Origin of the sequence: Nocardia nepalensis (assembly GCF_048910785.1) — a bacterium.
GTDB lineage: Bacteria > Actinomycetota > Actinomycetes > Mycobacteriales > Mycobacteriaceae > Nocardia > Nocardia nepalensis.
The window spans coordinates 326,441-344,235 of record NZ_JBKBET010000031.1; the positions used below are offsets into that span (position 1 = coordinate 326,441).

A 17,795-nucleotide genomic window follows, 5' to 3' on the forward strand; every position below is an offset into this window, starting at 1 on the left:
CGCAGACCGGGACGGCGGGGTTCGGGGGTTGGTCAGCGGCCGGGCAGGAATCGGAAGCTGCGCGCGAGGGTCATCAGCAGCCGCTGCCACTTGTCCTGCGAAATCACCGCTGGCGCATCGAGATTCATGAAGCGCGTGACGACGACGGTCTGCGGTTCGGTGAACTTCAACAGACCGTCCGGGCCGTGCCTGCGTCCGACGCCGGAGATGCCCATGCCGCCCATCGGCGCGGCGGTGGTGCCCCAGGCCGGTGCGTACCCCTCGTCGACGCAGACGGTGCCCGCATGCAACCGCTCGGCGATGCGCTCGCCCGCGGATTTGCTCTGCGCCCAGACGCTCGCATTCAATCCGTACTCGGTGTCGTTGGCCAGGTCGATCGCCTGCTCGACATTCTCGACCGGGTAGATCGAGACCAAGGGGCCGAAGGTTTCGTTGCGGCCGCATTCCATTTCGTCGGTGACGTCGGCGAGCACGGTGGGTTCGAAGAACAGCGGTCCCAGATCCGGGCGCGCCTTACCGCCCGCGAGCACCTTCGCGCCCTTGGAGGTCGCGTCGGCGACGTGTTTGGACACGGTCTCCAACTGCGCCTCGGAGATCAGGCTGCCGATGGACGCCGAATAGTCGTAGGTGGCACCGAGTTTCGCGGCCTGGATAGCGGCGACGAACTTCTCGGTGAACTCCGCGGCGACGGCCTTCTCCACATACAAACGCTCGATCGAGATGCACAGCTGTCCGGCGTTGGAGAAACAGGCGCGCACCGCGGCCTTTGCCGCCTTATCCAGTTTCGCGCCGCGGGTGACGATCATCGGATTCTTGCCACCGAGTTCGGCGGAGAAGCCGATGAGCCTGCGCCCGCACTGTTCGGCCAGGGTGCGCCCGGTCGCGGAGGATCCGGTGAACATCAGGTAGTCGCAGCTGTCGACGATCGCGGTGCCGACCACGGTGCCCGGGCCGGGGACGACGGCGAGCAGGTCGCGGGGCAGCCCGGCCTCATACAGCAGCTCCGCGCTGGCCAGTGCGGAGAACGGCGTCTGGCTGTCGGGTTTGACGACCACCGCATTGCCGGCGAGCAGCGCGGGGATCGAATCGCCGATGGACAGCAGCATCGGATAGTTCCACGGCGCGACCACACCGACGACGCCCTTGGGCTGATGGCGCACGGTCGCCCGGTTGAGCACCGGGAAGGCGCCGGGAACCCGGTGCGCGTCGAGCAGGCCGGGCGCGACCCTGGCGAAGTAGCGGGCCGCGAACATCAGGCCCAGGATCTCTTCCTGGGCAGCCCAGCGCGCCTTGCCGGTTTCGGCCTGGATCACGTCCATCAGGAATTCCCGATGTTCGATGACCAGTTCGCGATACCGCTCGAGCACCGCGGCCCGGTCCTTGGCCGACCGCGCGGCCCACCGGGCCTGTGCCGCCCTGGCCTTGCCGAATGCGACCGCCACGTCTTCGGCGGCGCCCACCGGCACGCTGCCCAGCGGCGTGCCGGTGAAGGTCTCGGCGATTGACTTGCGCGCACGGGCGGCCGGATCATCGATCGCGGCGAGCGCACTCAAACGTTCGAAGACTTCGGCATTCGGCGCGGGCATCGGTGCCTCCTACTTGTCAGTAACCCCTGGATACACACAACATACGCCGCCCAAGGTGCCCGCAGCAGCCGCTATCCCGTTGTTGACGCAGAACGATGCTTTTTCGGCCCGAAGTGTCACGTCGCGTGGGCCTGATTTGTCTCATGGACACCCCAGTCTCAGACGAACTCAGGGAGGAATCATGAACATCGCCTTATGGATCGGACAGATCCTGCTGGCCGTCGTGTTCACCGCATCCGGTTTAGCGAAATCCACACAGTCCAAGGAGAAACTGATCGAGATGGGCCAGACCGGTGTCGCGGTGTTCCCCAAGACGGTCCTGCGACTGACCGCCTACAGCGAACTGCTCGGCGCCATCGGCATCATCGTGCCGTGGTGGACCGGTATCGCGCCGGTGCTCACCCCGCTGGCCGCGGTCGGTTTCGCCGTGGTGATGATCGGTGCGATCACCTCGCACATCCGCCTGCACGAACCGCGCAATATCGCGATCACCACGACGATTCTGATCATCGCCGTCCTGGTCGCCATCGGCCGCTTCGCCGACCTGTGACCTGCGGTGGCGCGCACCGAATTCGGTTCCGACGCTGCGTCTTTCCCGGACGCGTTCGAGTTCGGCTCCCAGCTGCAGGCCGATATCACCTTCGGCGCCGAGCGTGCGTGCACCGCGAACCGGATAACGGCAACGTTCGAAATGTCAAATCTGGTCCCGCTCAGCGGGACACGAGCAACGAAATGGTCACAACCTGGTTTAGGTTGTGTCGATGTTCAGAGCGAGGCTCGGGGTCCGAACGCGGATTCTGGCGATCGCGCTCGTCCCGAGCCTGACTCTGCTCGTGGTCGGCGTGGGTACGGCGGGATATCTGGTTGCCGAGGGAAATAAGGCCAAGGACTGGGCGTCGCAGAATCAGCAGGCGATTCCCTCGACCCGCGAACTGCTCGAGGCCGTCCAGGGCGAACGTCACCTTACGCTGGCCGCGCTCACCGGCGACGACACAGCGGGCCCCGCGCTCGGCGCGGCCCGAATCCGGCTCGACAGCGCACTGAAGGGCCTCCTAGAGGCTGGCGACAGGCTGCGCGCCGTGGACGATTCCAAGATCGGCGATAACGCCGCGAACTTCACGACGCTCACGACGTCGATGACCCAGGTGCGCAACGCGACCGATGCGGGCGCGTTGCCCGCCCCCGACGCGTACAACTTCTACAACCGGCTGCTCGACGTCATCTCCTTCGGCACCGAGATCGCCGAGCAGACCGCGCCGGATGCCGAGATCGGCGTGCATATCGCCGACGGTATGCGGATATTCCTGGCGGCCGAGGCGATGTCGCGCAGCAACGCGCTCGCGGCGATGATCGTCAACGCGAACGGGCCGACCCCCATTCCGATGGAGGAGTTCCTGCGCCAGACCGGCTTCTACCACACCGAAGTCGGCAATCTGGCGGGCGAACTGGACCCGAAGCAGCAGGACAGCCTGCACACGCTTATGGCCAGTCAGGCCTGGCAGCAGCTGACCGCCATGGAAAACGCACTGGCCCAGCGCAATACGACCACGACGAGTACCACCTCGTCGGGCACGAGCTCGTCGAGCAGCAGCACCGGCAAACAGACGACGCCACCGGCATTGCCGTTGAGCCCTCAGGAGTGGCACAGCGCGGCCGCCGAGGTGAACCGCGGACTGATCGATGTCTGGATCGCCCAGAACAAGTACTCGCAGAAACTGGCCGAGGACAAGGCCGCCGACGCCACCGCGAACTCCGCGTGGGCGGGCGGCGGCGTCGTGGTGGTCAGCCTGCTGGCATTCATCATCGCGATCTTGCTGGCCAACCGGATCATCCGCAGGCTCAAGCGACTTCGCGGCGAAACACTGGCGCTGGCCGATGAGCGGCTGCCCGAGCTGATGCGGCGGCTGGGCGAGGGCGAGCTCATCGATCCCGAGGCCGAAGCGGCGAACCTGAACTACGGTTCCGACGAAATCGGCCAGGTGGCCAAGGCATTCCAGCATGCGCACGCCGCTGCCGTCGCGGGCGCGGTGAACGAGGCGCGCACCCGCGAGGGTGTGAAGGCCGTCTTCCTCAATATCGCCCACCGCAGCCAGATCGTGGTGCACCGTCAGCTGGAGATTCTGGACAAGGCCGAAGAGCGCCAGGAGGATCCGACCCTGCTGGACACGCTGTTCCGGCTCGACCACCTCGCCACCCGCGAACGCCGCAATGCCGAGAACCTGATCATTCTCGGCGGCGGTCGGCCCGGCCGTCAGTGGCGCAATCCGGTGCCGCTGATCGATCTGGTGCGCAGCGCGGTCGGCGAAACCCTCGACTACGCAAGGGTTCGGGTCGCCCGGCTGCCCGAGACCCATGTGCTCGGCGCGGTGGTGGCCGACCTCATCCACCTGCTCGCCGAACTGGTGGACAATGCGACCTCGTTCTCGCCGCCGCAGTCGCGGGTCGAGGTGACCGGCAATGTGGTCGGCAAGGGTGTGGTCGCCGAGATCAGCGATCAGGGCATGGGCATGTCCGAGGCCGAGATCGCCAGGGTCAACGAGATGCTGCGCCAGCCACCGGATTTCGGTGTCGCGGCACTGTCCTCGGATTCGCGACTCGGACTGTTCGTGGTCGCGCAACTGGCCGCCCGCCACGGTGTCTCGGTCCGATTGACCGAGTCCGATTACGGCGGTATCCGCGCCATCGTGCTCATCCCGAAGGCCCTGCTCGCCAATGACATCCCTGTGCTCACCGCGGGTTCGGAACCCCTGGAATCGGTGCGCAGGCGACGGCACCCGGTCCCCTTCGTCGACTCCGCGCCCTATGGCGGCGTCGAGACCGACTCCGCGGTGCTCACCGCGCCGCCGTTGGCCGCGCCCGAAGTGGAGCCCGAGCCACCGGCGGATCCGCCACGGCCCGCGTTCGAGGCGCCGCAGCCCACGGAGACCGACACCAGGCCCGCCCTGCCGCGCCGCAACCGGCAGGCCAGCATCGCACCGCAATTGGCGCAGCAGACCCCGGCCGAACCCGCCACCGAGCAGCCACCGGAGCGGGAGCGCTCGGCCGAGCAGGCCCGAGATCTGATGTCCGCCATCGAGAACGGGACCAGGCAGGGCCGCCGCGCGGTGCCGGATGCCGCGGTGCCCGAGGTGGTGGCCACCGAGCATTTAGGCGCGTCGCCCGCGCCGACCCACAACCCCTCGGACGAACAGGAAGGCAACGGTGACTTCTTCCAGCCCCGGTGATCTCAACTGGCTGCTCGACGATCTGGTCGATCGGCTCGCGGGCGTGCGCTATGCGGTGGTGCTGTCCACCGACGGCCTGCTGCTCGGGCGCTCCACCGCGATGACCCGCGAGGACGCCGAACACTTCGCCGCCATGTCCTCCACGCTCTACGGTCTGGCCCGCAGTGCGGGCAGCCGCTTCGACGGCGGCGGCGTCCGCCAGGCCGTGATCGAACTCGATCGCGCGGTGTTGTTCGTGACCTCGGCCGGGGACAACGCCTGCCTCGCGCTACAGGCCGCCGAAACCGCCAATCTCGGCATGGTTGCCTACGAAATGAACGTCACCGTCCAGCGTGTCGGCACCTACCTCTCGACCCCAGCGCGACTGCCATGACACGCGGCGGTGGGCAATGGTTCGACGAAGAGGCCGGTCCGCTGGTGCGGCCCTACGCCCTCACCCGCGGGCGGGTCATGGGAGCCGGGCACGACCTGGACATGCTCACCGTGGTCGTCACGGCCGATCCGCCGCCCACCCTGCGGCGGACCGAACCCGAATACGCGGACATCGTTCGACTGTGCCGCGCGCCCCAGTCGGTCGCCGAGGTGGCGGCCCACTTGAAACTTCCCTTGGCGGTGACCAAGATTCTCGTCGGCGACCTGATCGGCGAGGGCCACTTGATCTTCCGGGCTCCGGTGCAGCCGGACGCGGGTCCCGGCGATCTCAACATATTGCGAGCGGTACTGGATGGCATCCGAAAGCTTTGACCCGACCCGAGCCGATGCGACACCGCATTTGGCCGCCTCGGTCAAGATTCTCATCGCCGGTGGCTTCGGCGTCGGCAAGACGACCATGGTGTCGGCGATCAGCGAAGTAGCGCCGCTGCGCACCGAGGAATTGATCACCGAGGTCAGCACCGGCATCGACGACCTGTCCGGCGTCGAGCACAAGACCACGACCACGGTCGCGCTGGACTTCGGCCGCATCACCATCGACCGCGATCTGGTGCTGTACCTATTCGGCACGCCCGGTCAGGACCGGTTCTGGTTCCTGTGGGATGAGCTCTCGCGCGGAGCACTCGGCGCGGTCGTGCTGGCCGATACCAGGCGACTCGGCAATTCCTTTGCCGCCGTGGACTTCTTCGAACGCCGCGGACTCGCGTTCCTGGTCGCGGTGAACTGTTTCGACGGCGCGCCGGTCTACACCGTCGACGAGGTCCGCGACGCCCTCGATCTCGACGACCACATCCCGGTGCTGCTGTGCGATGCTCGCGATCGCGCCTCGTGCAAGGAGGTGCTGCTGAATCTGGTGCAGCACCTCATCGAACGAGCCGGGCGCGCGCCGGTTGCCTCCTAGCGACGCTCGCGCCTGTTTTCGTCACATTCCGCGCGATCCGGATCTCAGATCTGGTGCAGCCAGGAAATGAAGAGCAGCACGGTGCCGGCGGCCAGCAGCAGCGAAAGCGGGATCGGCCACCATGGGCCGTATCGGCCGAGCAATCGGCGGGTCAGTCGCACCTGCACCGCACCGAGTCCGGCCAGCAGCAGCCCCCACGCGGGCAAAAGGCCGATGCCGAGCAGGGCGTGCACGGCCCACGCCCCGGCCAATGTCGGACCACCCCATGAGTGCTCCAGATCGTCGGCCGCGATGAGCGGATAGAAGGTTCCGCGCACCGCGGCGACGGTCGCCAGAAAGGCCAGAAACCAGGTCAGCAGGCCGACCGCACCGGCCAGCAGCGAATGCACAATCGCACGCACTGCCAAGGCATCTCGCGGCGCGATGAAGATGCCCAGCATCCGGCGCGGGACACGCAACCGGCTCGCGACGGGGCCGATGCCGATGATCGGCGCAACCAACGCGTATGCGGCCCAGCGCAGCAGTGAGCGAACCGTGGTCATGACATCGACGGTATCTCGCGCGCGGTCTTCGGCGGGCGAGCTTGCACCTCATGCCAATCGGCCCGCGTCGACGAGATCGTCGAACAGCAGCTGATCTACCGGCGGCACCAGCGCGCGGTCGGCGTAGGAGAACCAGGCCACCTCTTCGATTTCACTGCTGGCCGCGAGGGTGCCGCGATAGTCGGCGGTGTAGCAGCTCATCCGTACGACCACATCGGTGACAGGTCCGTGCAGCGCGGCCTCGTAGGTGCCGACGTGGGCCACCGTCTCTGGGAGCAGTGCGACGGTCAGTTCCTCTTCGATCTCACGCAGCAGCGTCTGCAGATCCGACTCCGTCCCCTCGCGTTTACCGCCCGGAATATAGAAGATGTCCTTGCCCTTCGGGCGCGCGCACAGAATGCGGCCGCCCTCGATGCGCACCCACGCGACCGTGTCGATCAGCTTCTGCACTCGCCCATCCGCCACCGCCGCAGCCTAATGGAGTAACGCTCAGTGGGCGTGCTGGAGGTTGGCGGGCAGGATCGAGCGCGCGCCCGCGCCGGGGCCGTCGACCGGGCGCAGGTCGCGTCCGCGCACCCGCTCACCGCATTCGGCACAGACCGGTTCGATCACCGTGGTCTTCCCGCAGGATTCGTGGACCACCTGCACCGGCGGCCCCTCGGGGGCGGCCCACTCGTCACCCCATTGCCGCATGGCGTTGACGACGAGCCACAGTGAGCGCCCCTTGGGCGTGAGCTGGTAGTCGTAGCGCGCCGGATTGTCCTGGTAGGGCACCTTGACCAAGATGTCGTGCGCGACCAGGTGCTCCAAGCGTTGGGTGAGGACATTGCGGGCGATGCCCAGGCGCGAGCGGAAGTCGTCGAAGCGGGTCACGCCGAAGAGTGCGTCGCGCACGATCAGCAGCGTCCACCACTCGCCCACCACCTCCAGACACTGGGCGACCGAGCAGTTCATCTCATCGAAGCTCGTCCTGCGCATGAGCCTCAGCATAGTCGGTTGCTTCAAAGAACTCACTAGCCTATGGTTCGTTTCATGATGCAACTCACTAGTCGGCTCGGTGACGAGTTCGCCCTGGCCGAGACCGACCACCGCATCTGGCGGGCCCAGATCGACGAGTCCTGGCGCGGCTGGACCGGTCCGCACGGTGGTGTGATCGCCGGACTGCTGGTCGAGGTCGCGCGGCGCGCGGGCGGCGACGGTCTTCCGGTGCGCGCGGTGGATCTGCGCTTCCTCGGTCGACCGGCGGACGGAGTGCTGACCTTCCAGGCGAGTGCGCATCCGGTGGGGCGCAGCACCGCGGTGGTCGAGGTGATGGCCGAACAGGAGGGCAAATCCGTCGCATCCGCCGCGATCACCTTCGGCCGCACCACGCCCACCCAGGTGCCCGATCTCCCGCCGACCACCGCGCCGCGGGTGCCCGCACCCTATGACTGCCTGCCGTTCCGGCTTCCACCCGAAATTGTGCCCGCCGCAGCGCATTTCGACGTCCGCCCGGCCGCCGGGCCGCTGCCGCTCACCGGCGCGGACGAGGCGTGGATGTGCGCGTGGATCTCGCTGGTACCGGAGCTGTCCACCGATGCCGCGGCTCTTGCCGTACTCGCCGACGCGCTGCCGCCCGGCTTCTTCCCCACCCTGTCGCTGCCCGTCGCCGCGCCGACGGTGGCGTTCTCGATGCATCTGCACACCGACCTGACCCGGCCGACCCAGCAGCCGGTCCTCGTCCGCGCGACCAATGCCAGCACCGCGGGCGGCTGGTCGGTGGACGACATCGATATCTGGGACCGCGGCGGCACACTGCTCGCCTCGGCCCGCCAAACCCGCCGAGTACTCGGCTGAATCGGAGAAATAATCGTGAGTTCCCTTGTCGCACCGCAGGATCGACCCACCGTCGATCCTCGCGTGGTGCTGGCCATCGTCTCGATCGGCATCCTGCTGTCGAGCCTGGATCTGTTCATCGTCAATGTCGCACTGCCGGATATGGCCCGGGATTTCGGCGACACCCAGCTCTCGGGGCTGTCGTGGGTGCTCAATGCCTACGCGATCGTCTTCGCCGCGCTGCTGGTGCCCGCCGGGCGGCTCGGCGATCGGGGCAGCAACCGGGTCACATTTCTGATCGGGCTCGCGGTGTTCGTGCTGGGTTCGGGTCTGTGCTCGGCGGCCTGGAATGTGCAGTCGCTGGTCGCCTTTCGGGTATTGCAGGCGGTGGGTGGGGCGATGCTGACACCATCCTCACTGGGTCTGGTGTTGGCCGCGACGCCGGCCGAGCGGCGTCCGATGGCCGTGCGGCTGTGGGTGGCCTTCGGTGGGCTCGGCGCCGCGCTGGGTCCGGTGATCGGTGGTTTGCTCGTCGAAATCGATTGGCGCTGGGTATTTCTGGTGAATGTGCCGATCGGGTTGGTCGCGCTGGTCGTCGGGTCGCGGTTGCTCCCCGCCGTGCGCGGGGATGGTGGTGCGCTGCCCGATGTGTTCGGTGCGGTGATGCTCATCGGTGCGATCGGCTCGCTCATCCTGGCGTTGGTCAAGGGCGAGGACTGGGGATGGACGTCGGCGGGTGTGCTGGTCGCATTCGCGGTCGCGGTGGTACTGGGGGTCGCGTTCGGGGTGTCGTCGGCACGCCACCACAGTCCGGTGGTGGATCCGGCACTGCTGCGTGCGTCGAATTTCGCGCTGATGGCAGGCAATTCACTGTTCTTCCAGATCGCGTTCGCCGGGATGCTGCTCTCGGTCGTGCTGTGGGCGCAGAATGTGTGGGGCTGGTCGGCGTTGAAGACCGGATTGGCTATCGCGCCAGGTCCACTCGTGGTGCCGTTTGTCGCGGTGCTCGCCGGCCGGTTCATCGGCCGCATCGGTGCGGGTCCGGTGATCGCGGCCGGTGGTGCGCTGTTCGGGGCGGGCATGGTGTGGTGGGCACAGGCCATCACCCTGGAACCCGACTATGCGGGCGGGCTGCTCGGCGGCATGGTGGTCAGCGGCCTCGGCGTCGGGCTCACACTGCCGACCGCATTCGCCGCGGGCAGTGCGGGTTTGCCGCCGCAACGGTTCGCGACCGGGTCGGCGGTGCTGAGCATGTCCCGCCAGCTCGGTCTCGCCGTCGGCGTCGCGGTGGTGGTCGCGACGCTCGGCTCCCCCGCCGGGCCGCAGGCCACACTCGATGCGTTCCACCGCAGTTGGTATGTCACCGCGGTCGTCGCGGTGCTGGCCGGACTCATCGGACTCGGTGCGAAGATGCCGAAACCGGCTGCGGTGCAAGAGAAACCGGTGAGCGAGCCCGCCAGGGCCTGAACGCTAGGCCACGTGCACGGCAAAACCGTTGTGGCCCATGGCCGCCGCGACATGATCGGCGGCGGCCTTCAGGTCACGCGTCGGCGGCAGGCACCCGTCGAAGGTCGTGACGGATAGATCGCTGCCGCTGATCTCCCAGGTGCCCGCGATGCGACCGCCGACGACCAGGATCGGGGAAATCCACCCCGCGGCTCGGCTCACGCGCGCGCGATGTTCGGCGGGCAGCAGTTCGGTGTCACCCGTGCCGGGGCCGAGCACGTATTGGTCGAAGGCACCCAGCAGATGGACCGAGGTGTGCGACGGTTTCGTGGCGGCGAGTTCGTCGGCGTGTTCGGTGAGCACATAGGCGCGACGGCCCGCGATATCGACCTCGGTCAGCGCCTCCCCCAGTTCCGCAAACCAGCGACGCACCGTCGTCTTCTTCAGACTGTTGCGGCTGAGCCACGCATCGAAGGTTTCCGGAGTGGCCGGGCCGTAGGCGCCGAGATAGCCGGTGATGGCCACGGGTGCGGCCGCATCCGGATCGGGCAGCCCGCGCCAGCCGCGGATCAGATGGGACGGACTGGTGAAGGTGATCCGATTGCCCTGCGCCGGACCGTGACAGAGCGCGCCCTGCCAGGCGAGCGGCTTGAGCAGCGCACCCCAACCGGAGCGCAGCTCCGCACCGAGCCGGTGGAAGGCGGGATCGGCGACCAGGGTGTCGACCAGTTCGTCACGGCTGAGCACCACCCCATCGAGCACCTGCGACACAGCGTCGGCCAGTGCCGCGACCTCCGCCGGGGAGGCCTTGAAGGTGCGCTGCCAGGTGGGCTTTTCCCAGGTGCGGGCCGAGCCGATCAACGAGAGGACCGCGGCCGCCATCTCCGGGGCGAGCGCGTGCAGGGTGCCGCGCATGGCCCAGGTCTTCATCAGGGTGCCCGCACACAACTCGGGTAACAGCGCGCCGGGTCGAGGGGTGGGCCGTCGTAGCGCCACTGCGAGATCGGCCGCCGCGGTCACCTGGGCCTGCACGCCGCACAACCGCTCGACGATCTCGGTGACCCCCGCGTCGACTCGTGGCGTGACGTGTTGTCTGCGCAGTCGCCAAGTAAAGACCTGATCCCAGGTGACGTACACCTATTTCCCCTCCTCTATTCAGCCGACCAGCATGCCGCGCCGCGTTCGACCGGCATCGGATTCATCCCAGCACTGTGGTCCAGAACAGTACTCCGACGACGATTTCCAGTAGACCGATCACCGTCGCCGCGATGACAGCGAGCAAGGCCGTCCGGTTGGTCGCGCGTCGCATCGGGCCGACCGGGGCCACCGAGCGCTCGGCCCGATCCCGTTCACGGCGCCTCTGGGGTCTTGCGCGAGGTCAGCCGACGCAGCGCGGCGCGCAGCCCGGCCGATTCCTCCTCGCTGATCCGATCCACGAAATGGCTGAGCACCAGATCCGAGCGGCCGCCGGAGCCGAGCGCCTCGAGCATGAGCCGGGCGCTGTGTTCCTCGCGGGTGAGGGTGGGCCAGTAGCGGTAGGCCTTGCCCGCGCGTTCGCGCGCCAGCCACCCCTTGCGGTGCAGGTTGTCCATGGTCGACATGACGGTGGTGTAGGCGATTCCGCGTTCGGTGGCCAGTTCGTCGAAGATTTCGCGGACTGTTGTGGTCTCCGCGTCCCGATCCCAGATGCGGTCCATGATCACCGCCTCCAAATCCCCGAAACCACGCACGATGCCGACTCCCTCACCACTACTGGCCATCTATGACGTCCAAGGGTAGCTGGCTCGGCTCATTACTACGTAGTCATACCGTAGATTCGGTCGTTAGGCTGTAGACCTCGGCTCGAAGGAGGCAGGCGATGGGCGATGACCTGGTAACCGGCCAATTGGCCATCGACGGACTCGTACGCACCTTCGCCGTGCGCCCGCCCCGTGATCGGAATGTGCCGTTGGTGTTGGTGCTGCACGGCAATCTGTCGGGCAATCAGGCCGCGGCCACCACACCGATCATGTACGACTGGACCAGTTTCGCGACCCATGCCGACGACTGGGGCATCGCGGTCGCATACCCCGACGGGCACGGCGGTTGCTGGGCCGACGGGCGGGGTGTGACGACGGCCGACGCGGCGGGCGTGGACGACGTCTCGTTTCTCCGCGCGCTGATCGATTGGTGTGCCGACCGGTTCGGCACCGCACCGGATCGGACCATTGTCGTCGGTATGTCCAACGGCGCGTTCATGTCTCACCGATTCGCCCTCGCGGCCGCCGACCTGGTGCCGGTATTCGCCGCGGTCGCCGGTGGCTTCCCCGCCGCGCTGCTCGATATTCGGCCCACCCACGCCGTATCGGCGATGCTCGTCAACGGTGACGCCGACCCTATCCAACCGATCTCCGGCGGCTTTTCCCGCCACCGCGGGCCCGACGGTGAATTGCGCGGCCGCACACTGGGATTGCTCGAATCCGTTCAGCACTGGCAGGCACTCGACCGCTGCGCGGACGACCAGCCCACGATCAGGACCGATACCTCGAGCCGACACACCGCGACCGGCGGCGCCGGCGGCACACAGGTCACAGCTTGGACGGTATTCGGCGGCGGCCATACTTGGCCGGGCACGCCGGTTCCGCCGGAATGGGCCGACCGACCGGGCGCGGGCGTGACCATGGAATTCGATGCCGCCGCGGAAATCCACCGCTTCGCGCGACCTCTGCTCGCATCGGCGCAAGCCCGCAAACTCTGACGCCTCTCGGGTGATCCGACTTGCACGAACGCAACATCGTTCAGTGCTTCGGCGCACGCGAGCGCCTGGCTACGTCGCGGCGTTCGCGAGCTGCCGATAGAACCGCGCCAGTTTCGCGGCGTCTTTGCGATCGAAATAGAGCCGCGTCAGCTTCGCGGCGTCTGTGCGATCGAATCCGATCCCCTCGTCGATCTCGCGGGACAGGAGCTCGAGCCAGTCCGCGATCGCCGCGTGCTGTGCGGGGCGCAGGCCGCGCAGGGTCGTCTCGTCGTCGCGTCGCGCACTGCCGAGAAAGCTGCTGAGATGGATCCAGAGCTCGAAGTCGTACGGTTGGATCAGCATCAGCTTCAGCACCGCCGGGAGGTAGTACTCGACGGCTTGCGCGGTCATGTACGTGAAGTCTTCCATGTGCAGGCCGGGCAGAAAGGTCGAGCGGTCGATGTCCGCCCGCGAGCGACCGTGAAAATGCGCGATGACGTACGGCGCGTCGATGCTCGGCGGTGCGAGTTCGTCCTCGGTGAGCGGCAGCGAGCCCGCGAACACCTGATCGATTCGGTGCGTGACCTCATCGCGACTCCTCATGGCCGCCACAACTTACCGCACCATGGCGTTCGCTGCGCCGCGTGGCCGCGCGCCCGGAGGCCAGATCGGGTGCGGCAGCGATGATCCTGTCTGCCGCGGCTCTGCTTCAGCCACAGGAATGTCCCAACCGCGCGACGGCCTTGTGGCGCGCTGCTCGGTGCCCAGCCCTTTCGACATGGCGTAGCGCCTACTGACGGGTGATGCGCCGCCCTCAACTTTCGTGGTGGACGGTAATGGTGTTGTTCCGATCCCACACGGCGACGAGCAGCTGGTCGGTGGGCTTATCAGCGCCGATTGCGAAGTCGAGTGCGAGAACACGTTCCGTCGCCGCGGGGCTGATCGCAATGCCGACGAGGAGTAGATGGTCGAGGAAGACCTTGTCGGTAACAGCCTCACAGTTGTTTGACGGGCCCCGCGAACCGGCTGGTCAGGTGATTCATGGTCCGATCGTGCCATCCACAGGGACGGGTTCCGGCAACCCGCGACACTTCGAACGGGGTTGCCGGTCTAGGGTTCGACAGTGATGGGCAGCGATGCCGTGGGGGTGTGGCCGATGGCGGTGTTGGTGGAGGGATTGGTGATTGTCACGTCGAGGGCGGACTCGCCGCTGGTGATGGACATTGCCTGGTTGGTGTCGAGCTGCACTTCCAGTTGGTAGGTGATGGTTTGTCCGTGAGCGATGGCGAATGGTGCGACGAGGGTTCGGGTGAGGAAGTCGGTGCCGCCGCCTTCGGCGATGTAGGGCACCGTCTGCCAGGTGTTGGTGCCGGGATCGAGCATGTGCATCGATCCGGCGGGCATCATCTTGACGGGGGCCGGATTGCACGAACAGTGCCCCAGCGACACCACCAAGCCCACCTCGGGATTGTCGGCGGTCGTGGTGTTGGCCAGGGTGACCGTGAAGCGCATCGGCGCTGCGCCGGGCCGGATGGCAGTCGGGTCTTGCGGGGTGATGGTGACGTCGATGCCGTTGGCTGTGCCTTCTTCAGCGGACGCGGAGGAGGCGGCGGCGGCCGAGAGACCGACCGCCGCGGCGGCAATAGCGGCCCCTGCCAGTAGCCTGCTCGTCTTTTTCCTGCGCATCGACACTCCTGATGATTGTTGGTTAGTCGGTCGGACCCGAGGTGGTGTGGACACCGCAGTCCTCGTCTCACCGTAGGCGCGGTGCAGGCGCGCTGTTTGCCGCTGGGCGCAGCGAAATTGTCCGCACGCGCAACGTCCAGAACATTCCGACTTATTCAGCCCGCCAACGTGATCGAGCCGACGGGATAGGAGTGTCCCTGATATCGGCCGCAATCGAGCGAGGCGAAGCGGCGCGACCGCGAGCCCCGAGAGCTGGTAACCCGAGGCGCTACAAGCTCTCGGGAGAGACATCAATCCTTGCGGATCCAGGCGAGCATGATCCGTGTCTCGCGCAAGCGCCAGCCCGCCGGCGTCCGCACTGCGGTGCCGGCCAGTCGCAGGCCGCCGGTTTGGTGGGGCGGCTGGCCGTCGCGGTAGTAGTACACGAGCGAGTTCGCCGAGACCTCGGCCTCGTCGCCGTCGATATTCGCCAGCAGATCGGTGGTCGTGTGCTGGGTGAGTTCGCCCTCGACCTGAGACTGTCGGATGAAGTCGGCGACGTTGTCGATGCCGCGAACTTGGATGCGCGGCGAGTGGACCCGGACATCGTCGGTGAAGACGGTGTCGACATCCGCATATCGCACCTCGTCGAGCAGGCGGGCGAAGCGAGTGAACAGGTCGGCGATCTCGATACGGTCGGCGATCAGAGTATCGGCGGACATAGCATCCTCTTTCATTGGTCTCTCCAACATTGGTGTCGCCAACTATACAGAGTTTCGTTGGCCGCGCCAACAACTATGGTGATGTGAACTTGATGCAGTGGGGCGAGGACTATGCGAACATATGTTCGTGTCGAACTTCGTCCGCCCACCAGACCCCCAGGTCAACGGTGCTCGCGCGCGATCAGGGCGGCCGCGGATCCAGGCTCGGGCCGAGGCGTCGATTCTGCATGCGGATCTCGACTCGTTCTATGCCTCGGTCGAACAGCGCGACAACCCGCGGCTGCGCGGACGTCCGGTCATCGTCGGCGGCGGGGTGGTACTCGCGGCCAGTTATGAGGCGAAGGCGTTCGGGGTGCGCACACCGATGAATGGTGGTGCGGCGCTGCGGCTTTGCCCGCATGCGATTGTCGTGCCGCCGCGCATGTCGGCCTATGCCGAGGCGAGTAAGGCCGTATTCGAGGTCTTCCACGACACCACGCCGGTGGTCGAGGGCATTTCCATCGACGAGGCGTTTCTGGATGTGGGCGGGCTGCGGCGGATCGCGGGCGAACCCATCGAGATCGGCCGGCGGCTGCGGGATGCGGTGCGCGAGCGGGTCGGGTTGCCGATTTCGGTCGGCATCGCCCGCACCAAATTCCTGGCCAAGGTGGCCAGCGCGGTCGCCAAACCAGACGGATTGCGGCTGGTGCCACCGGAACTCGAGCTCGACTTCCTGCATCCGCTGCCGGTCGAACGGCTCTGGGGCGTCGGCGAGGTCACCGCCCGCACCCTGCATGAACACGGCATCACCCGGATCGGCCAGCTGGCCGATCTCGGTGAGGCGCCGCTGCGCTCGATCCTCGGACCCGCCGCCGCTCGACACCTGTACGCACTGTCGTGGGCCCGCGACCCGCGCCGCGTCGAAACCGGCGTGCGCCGCCGCTCCATCGGCGCCCAGCGCGCACTCGGCCGTCGACACCGGCCGCCGGACGAGATCGAGGCCTACCTGCACGGCCTCACCGACCGCCTCGGCCGCCGGTTGCGCGCGGCCGAGCGCGTGTGCCGAACGGTGGTGCTGCGCATGCGTTTCGACGATTTCACCCGCGCCACCCGCTCACACACCCTGCCCGAGGCGACCGATCACACCGAGACGATTCTGTACGCCGCCCGCACCCTGCTACGCACCGCGATGCCCATGATCCAGGAGCGCGGCCTCACCCTTATCGGCCTGGCGCTGACCAATCTCGACAACGCCGACGCCGTCCAACTCACCCTCCCGCTCGAGCCCCGCGCCGCCAACACCCTGGACGCCACCCTCGATGACCTGCGCCGCCGCTTCGGCTCCGCCGCCGTCACCCGTGCCGCCCTCATCGGCCGCGGCGAAGGCCTCTCGGTGCCGCTGCTGCCGGACTGATCCGCTCGAGCGTGGCGTGTATCCTCCATGCAGGCCGGTTCGGCGGGGGGTGACCATCGAATTCTCGGAATCCGCGGATGAGCAGGCCGTACCTATTGCCGTGCGCCCGAGGAGATTTCCGATGCCCTACGCAATACTCGGCCTGCTCACGCTGGCCCTGTGGGTCTACTGCCTGGTCGACATCGTCACCTGCCCCGACGCGGGCATCCGCCACCTCCCCAAAATGGGCTGGCTCATCATCGTCATCCTGGTGCCGACCGCGGGCGCGCTGCTGTGGCTGTTCGCCGGCCGCCCCCTGCACGAAGGCGGTCCGCGCTCCGCCACCCGCTACGCCGAATACGATCGCCCCGGCCGCTACGTCCCGCAGAACCCGGACGACGACGAGGCCTTCCTGCGCGGCCTGCGCGAACGCGCCGAATCCCAGCGCCGCGAGGCCCGCCGCCAAGAGGAAGAACGCCAACGCGATCTGGAGCGCCGACGCGAACAGCGCGAGCCGTAAGCCTCAGCGGAGCAACGGAATCAGAGCCGTTCGATGCGGACGGCGGAGAACAGCGGCGCATCCACGCGGTAGCTGACCGAATCCGAATCAGGAGGTCGCGCACCTCGACCACACGCACAGGTTTCCAAGGACTGCCGACTATTCGGCTGTGATCCGGCGGCCGTTTTCGGCCCGCTCTGTGCACCACCCTCCCGTCGAGGTTATTGCGGCTCAGCATCCGCATCCGAGCATGCCGAGCAGGAAGACGGCCACGGACCAGTGAGCAGTTTCGTTACCGATTTGCCCGTGCGCCATGGAAGGCGCCGGAAATCGAAATAAAAGGACATAACGGGATACCGGTCAGAGCCTGTTTTTCGAATTAGATAAGACGCTGACCGGGAAAACTCGTCGGTAGCTAGAATCCTCCGACGCCGGGGTTGGGGTCGAAGGTCCCTTGTGGATGGACACGGGTACACGGGACGATTGGCTTCGTAGCACGAAATGTCTGAGGCGCTCGTTTCTCGCGCTTCTTTCTCCCGCGCCTTTCCGGTGCGCCCGTCCACATGAGAAGAGTCGATCAGATGTTTACCAAAATCGCCGGTTCCATCGGAGCAACCGCAATCATCCTGTCCCTCGGCGTCATCGGGGCATCCACCGCTTCCGCCAGCGAGACTCAGGCTTCGCCCGTGGATGGGTCGATCGGCCTGTGCTTCGTCATTCCTTTCCCAGGATCAGCAAACTTGGTCTGGTGCCTCTGAATTATCCGCGGCCCAATGAGACTCATTCCACTTCTATTTCCGGAGAATTCGAAGCGACCACCGGCGCGGTGGTCGCTTCGAGCGTCTGATCGGTGAACAACCCCGACAGCGCGGTGA

At 66.9% G+C, this 17,795-nt stretch carries 20 protein-coding genes; 11 read left to right on the top strand and 9 right to left on the bottom strand.

Translation table 11 applies throughout. The annotated features are described in order from the left end of the window. Positions 1-32: 32 nt before the first annotated feature. Positions 33-1,586: a succinic semialdehyde dehydrogenase gene (locus tag ACHQ4I_RS26440; protein ID WP_420774545.1), complete on the bottom strand. Its 1,554-nt coding sequence runs from the start codon at positions 1,584-1,586 to the stop codon at positions 33-35. Between the two features lie 181 nt (positions 1,587-1,767). On the opposite strand from ACHQ4I_RS26440, the gene ACHQ4I_RS26445 reads away from it, so the two are divergent. The 5 genes from ACHQ4I_RS26445 to ACHQ4I_RS26465 all read left to right on the top strand — a co-directional run bounded on the left by ACHQ4I_RS26445 (position 1,768) and on the right by ACHQ4I_RS26465 (position 6,143). Then, on the top strand, positions 1,768-2,136 hold the full coding sequence (locus ACHQ4I_RS26445; RefSeq protein WP_420774546.1) for a DoxX family protein: 369 nt from the start codon (positions 1,768-1,770) through the stop codon (positions 2,134-2,136). A 211-nt stretch (positions 2,137-2,347) separates the two neighbouring features. Continuing rightward, entirely contained in the window at positions 2,348-4,810 is a 2,463-nt protein-coding gene (locus tag ACHQ4I_RS26450) for a sensor histidine kinase (protein WP_420774547.1), read from the top strand. Beyond that, positions 4,788-5,183: a roadblock/LC7 domain-containing protein gene (locus ACHQ4I_RS26455; protein WP_354960371.1), complete on the top strand. Its 396-nt coding sequence runs from the start codon at positions 4,788-4,790 to the stop codon at positions 5,181-5,183. The genes ACHQ4I_RS26450 and ACHQ4I_RS26455 overlap by 23 nt, the downstream gene beginning before the upstream one ends. Continuing rightward, on the top strand, positions 5,180-5,554 hold the full coding sequence (locus ACHQ4I_RS26460; protein ID WP_420774548.1) for a DUF742 domain-containing protein: 375 nt from the start codon (positions 5,180-5,182) through the stop codon (positions 5,552-5,554). The genes ACHQ4I_RS26455 and ACHQ4I_RS26460 overlap by 4 nt, the downstream gene beginning before the upstream one ends. Further along, positions 5,535-6,143: a GTP-binding protein gene (locus ACHQ4I_RS26465; protein ID WP_420774549.1), complete on the top strand. Its 609-nt coding sequence runs from the start codon at positions 5,535-5,537 to the stop codon at positions 6,141-6,143. The genes ACHQ4I_RS26460 and ACHQ4I_RS26465 overlap by 20 nt, the downstream gene beginning before the upstream one ends. Before the next feature lie 44 nt (positions 6,144-6,187). On the opposite strand, the gene ACHQ4I_RS26470 is transcribed toward ACHQ4I_RS26465, so the two are convergent. The 3 genes from ACHQ4I_RS26470 to ACHQ4I_RS26480 are packed head-to-tail and all read right to left on the bottom strand — an operon-like array spanning position 6,188 to position 7,663. Beyond that, positions 6,188-6,685, bottom strand: coding sequence for a hypothetical protein (locus tag ACHQ4I_RS26470; RefSeq protein ID WP_420774550.1), 498 nt, complete (start codon positions 6,683-6,685; stop codon positions 6,188-6,190). 48 nt (positions 6,686-6,733) lie between these two features. Continuing rightward, the gene (locus ACHQ4I_RS26475; protein WP_420774551.1) at positions 6,734-7,150 is read right to left on the bottom strand and encodes an NUDIX hydrolase; all 417 of its coding nucleotides are present in this window, start codon (positions 7,148-7,150) and stop codon (positions 6,734-6,736) included. A gap of 24 nt (positions 7,151-7,174) precedes the next feature. Continuing rightward, positions 7,175-7,663, bottom strand: coding sequence for a winged helix-turn-helix transcriptional regulator (locus ACHQ4I_RS26480; protein WP_420774552.1), 489 nt, complete (start codon positions 7,661-7,663; stop codon positions 7,175-7,177). Between the two features lie 54 nt (positions 7,664-7,717). Between ACHQ4I_RS26480 and ACHQ4I_RS26485 the strand changes: the two genes are divergently transcribed. Next, positions 7,718-8,521 (top strand): acyl-CoA thioesterase, encoded by an 804-nt coding sequence (locus ACHQ4I_RS26485; protein WP_420774553.1) that lies wholly within the window; start codon positions 7,718-7,720, stop codon positions 8,519-8,521. 15 nt (positions 8,522-8,536) lie between these two features. Beyond that, positions 8,537-9,967, top strand: a complete 1,431-nt coding sequence (locus ACHQ4I_RS26490; protein WP_420774554.1) for an MFS transporter — start codon at positions 8,537-8,539, stop codon at positions 9,965-9,967. 3 nt (positions 9,968-9,970) lie between these two features. Here ACHQ4I_RS26490 and ACHQ4I_RS26495 read toward each other — a convergent pair whose 3' ends face one another. Together ACHQ4I_RS26495 and ACHQ4I_RS26500 are read right to left on the bottom strand one after the other, a co-directional pair. Continuing rightward, the gene (locus tag ACHQ4I_RS26495) at positions 9,971-11,083 is read right to left on the bottom strand and encodes a winged helix DNA-binding domain-containing protein (protein WP_420774555.1); all 1,113 of its coding nucleotides are present in this window, start codon (positions 11,081-11,083) and stop codon (positions 9,971-9,973) included. A gap of 212 nt (positions 11,084-11,295) precedes the next feature. After that, positions 11,296-11,706, bottom strand: a complete 411-nt coding sequence (locus ACHQ4I_RS26500; RefSeq protein ID WP_420774556.1) for a BlaI/MecI/CopY family transcriptional regulator — start codon at positions 11,704-11,706, stop codon at positions 11,296-11,298. Positions 11,707-11,804: 98 nt separating this feature from the next. Here ACHQ4I_RS26500 and ACHQ4I_RS26505 point away from each other — a divergent pair, with 98 nt between their 5' ends. Continuing rightward, a complete protein-coding gene (locus ACHQ4I_RS26505) occupies positions 11,805-12,683 on the top strand; it encodes a CE1 family esterase (RefSeq protein ID WP_420774557.1) in 879 nt (292 codons plus the stop codon). Between the two features lie 69 nt (positions 12,684-12,752). Here the strand turns inward: ACHQ4I_RS26505 and ACHQ4I_RS26510 are convergent, their stop codons facing one another. The 3 genes from ACHQ4I_RS26510 to ACHQ4I_RS26520 all read right to left on the bottom strand — a co-directional run bounded on the left by ACHQ4I_RS26510 (position 12,753) and on the right by ACHQ4I_RS26520 (position 15,049). Beyond that, positions 12,753-13,265: a hypothetical protein gene (locus ACHQ4I_RS26510; protein ID WP_420774558.1), complete on the bottom strand. Its 513-nt coding sequence runs from the start codon at positions 13,263-13,265 to the stop codon at positions 12,753-12,755. A 507-nt stretch (positions 13,266-13,772) separates the two neighbouring features. Continuing rightward, positions 13,773-14,348 carry a hypothetical protein gene (locus ACHQ4I_RS26515; RefSeq protein WP_420774559.1) on the bottom strand — a complete coding sequence of 192 codons (576 nt, stop codon included), beginning with the start codon at positions 14,346-14,348 and terminating at the stop codon, positions 13,773-13,775. 290 nt (positions 14,349-14,638) lie between these two features. After that, complete coding sequence (locus ACHQ4I_RS26520) at positions 14,639-15,049, bottom strand: nuclear transport factor 2 family protein (RefSeq protein WP_420774560.1); 411 nt, start codon at positions 15,047-15,049, stop codon at positions 14,639-14,641. Positions 15,050-15,170: 121 nt separating this feature from the next. On the opposite strand from ACHQ4I_RS26520, the gene dinB reads away from it, so the two are divergent. The 3 genes from dinB (at position 15,171) to ACHQ4I_RS26535 (ending at position 17,678) form a co-directional block, all read left to right on the top strand. Continuing rightward, a complete protein-coding gene (gene dinB / locus ACHQ4I_RS26525; RefSeq protein WP_420774561.1) occupies positions 15,171-16,442 on the top strand; it encodes a DNA polymerase IV in 1,272 nt (423 codons plus the stop codon). A gap of 121 nt (positions 16,443-16,563) precedes the next feature. Continuing rightward, positions 16,564-16,941, top strand: a complete 378-nt coding sequence (locus ACHQ4I_RS26530) for a PLD nuclease N-terminal domain-containing protein (RefSeq protein WP_420774562.1) — start codon at positions 16,564-16,566, stop codon at positions 16,939-16,941. A gap of 560 nt (positions 16,942-17,501) precedes the next feature. After that, positions 17,502-17,678, top strand: a complete 177-nt coding sequence (locus ACHQ4I_RS26535) for a hypothetical protein (RefSeq protein ID WP_420774563.1) — start codon at positions 17,502-17,504, stop codon at positions 17,676-17,678. Positions 17,679-17,795 lie beyond the last annotated feature (117 nt).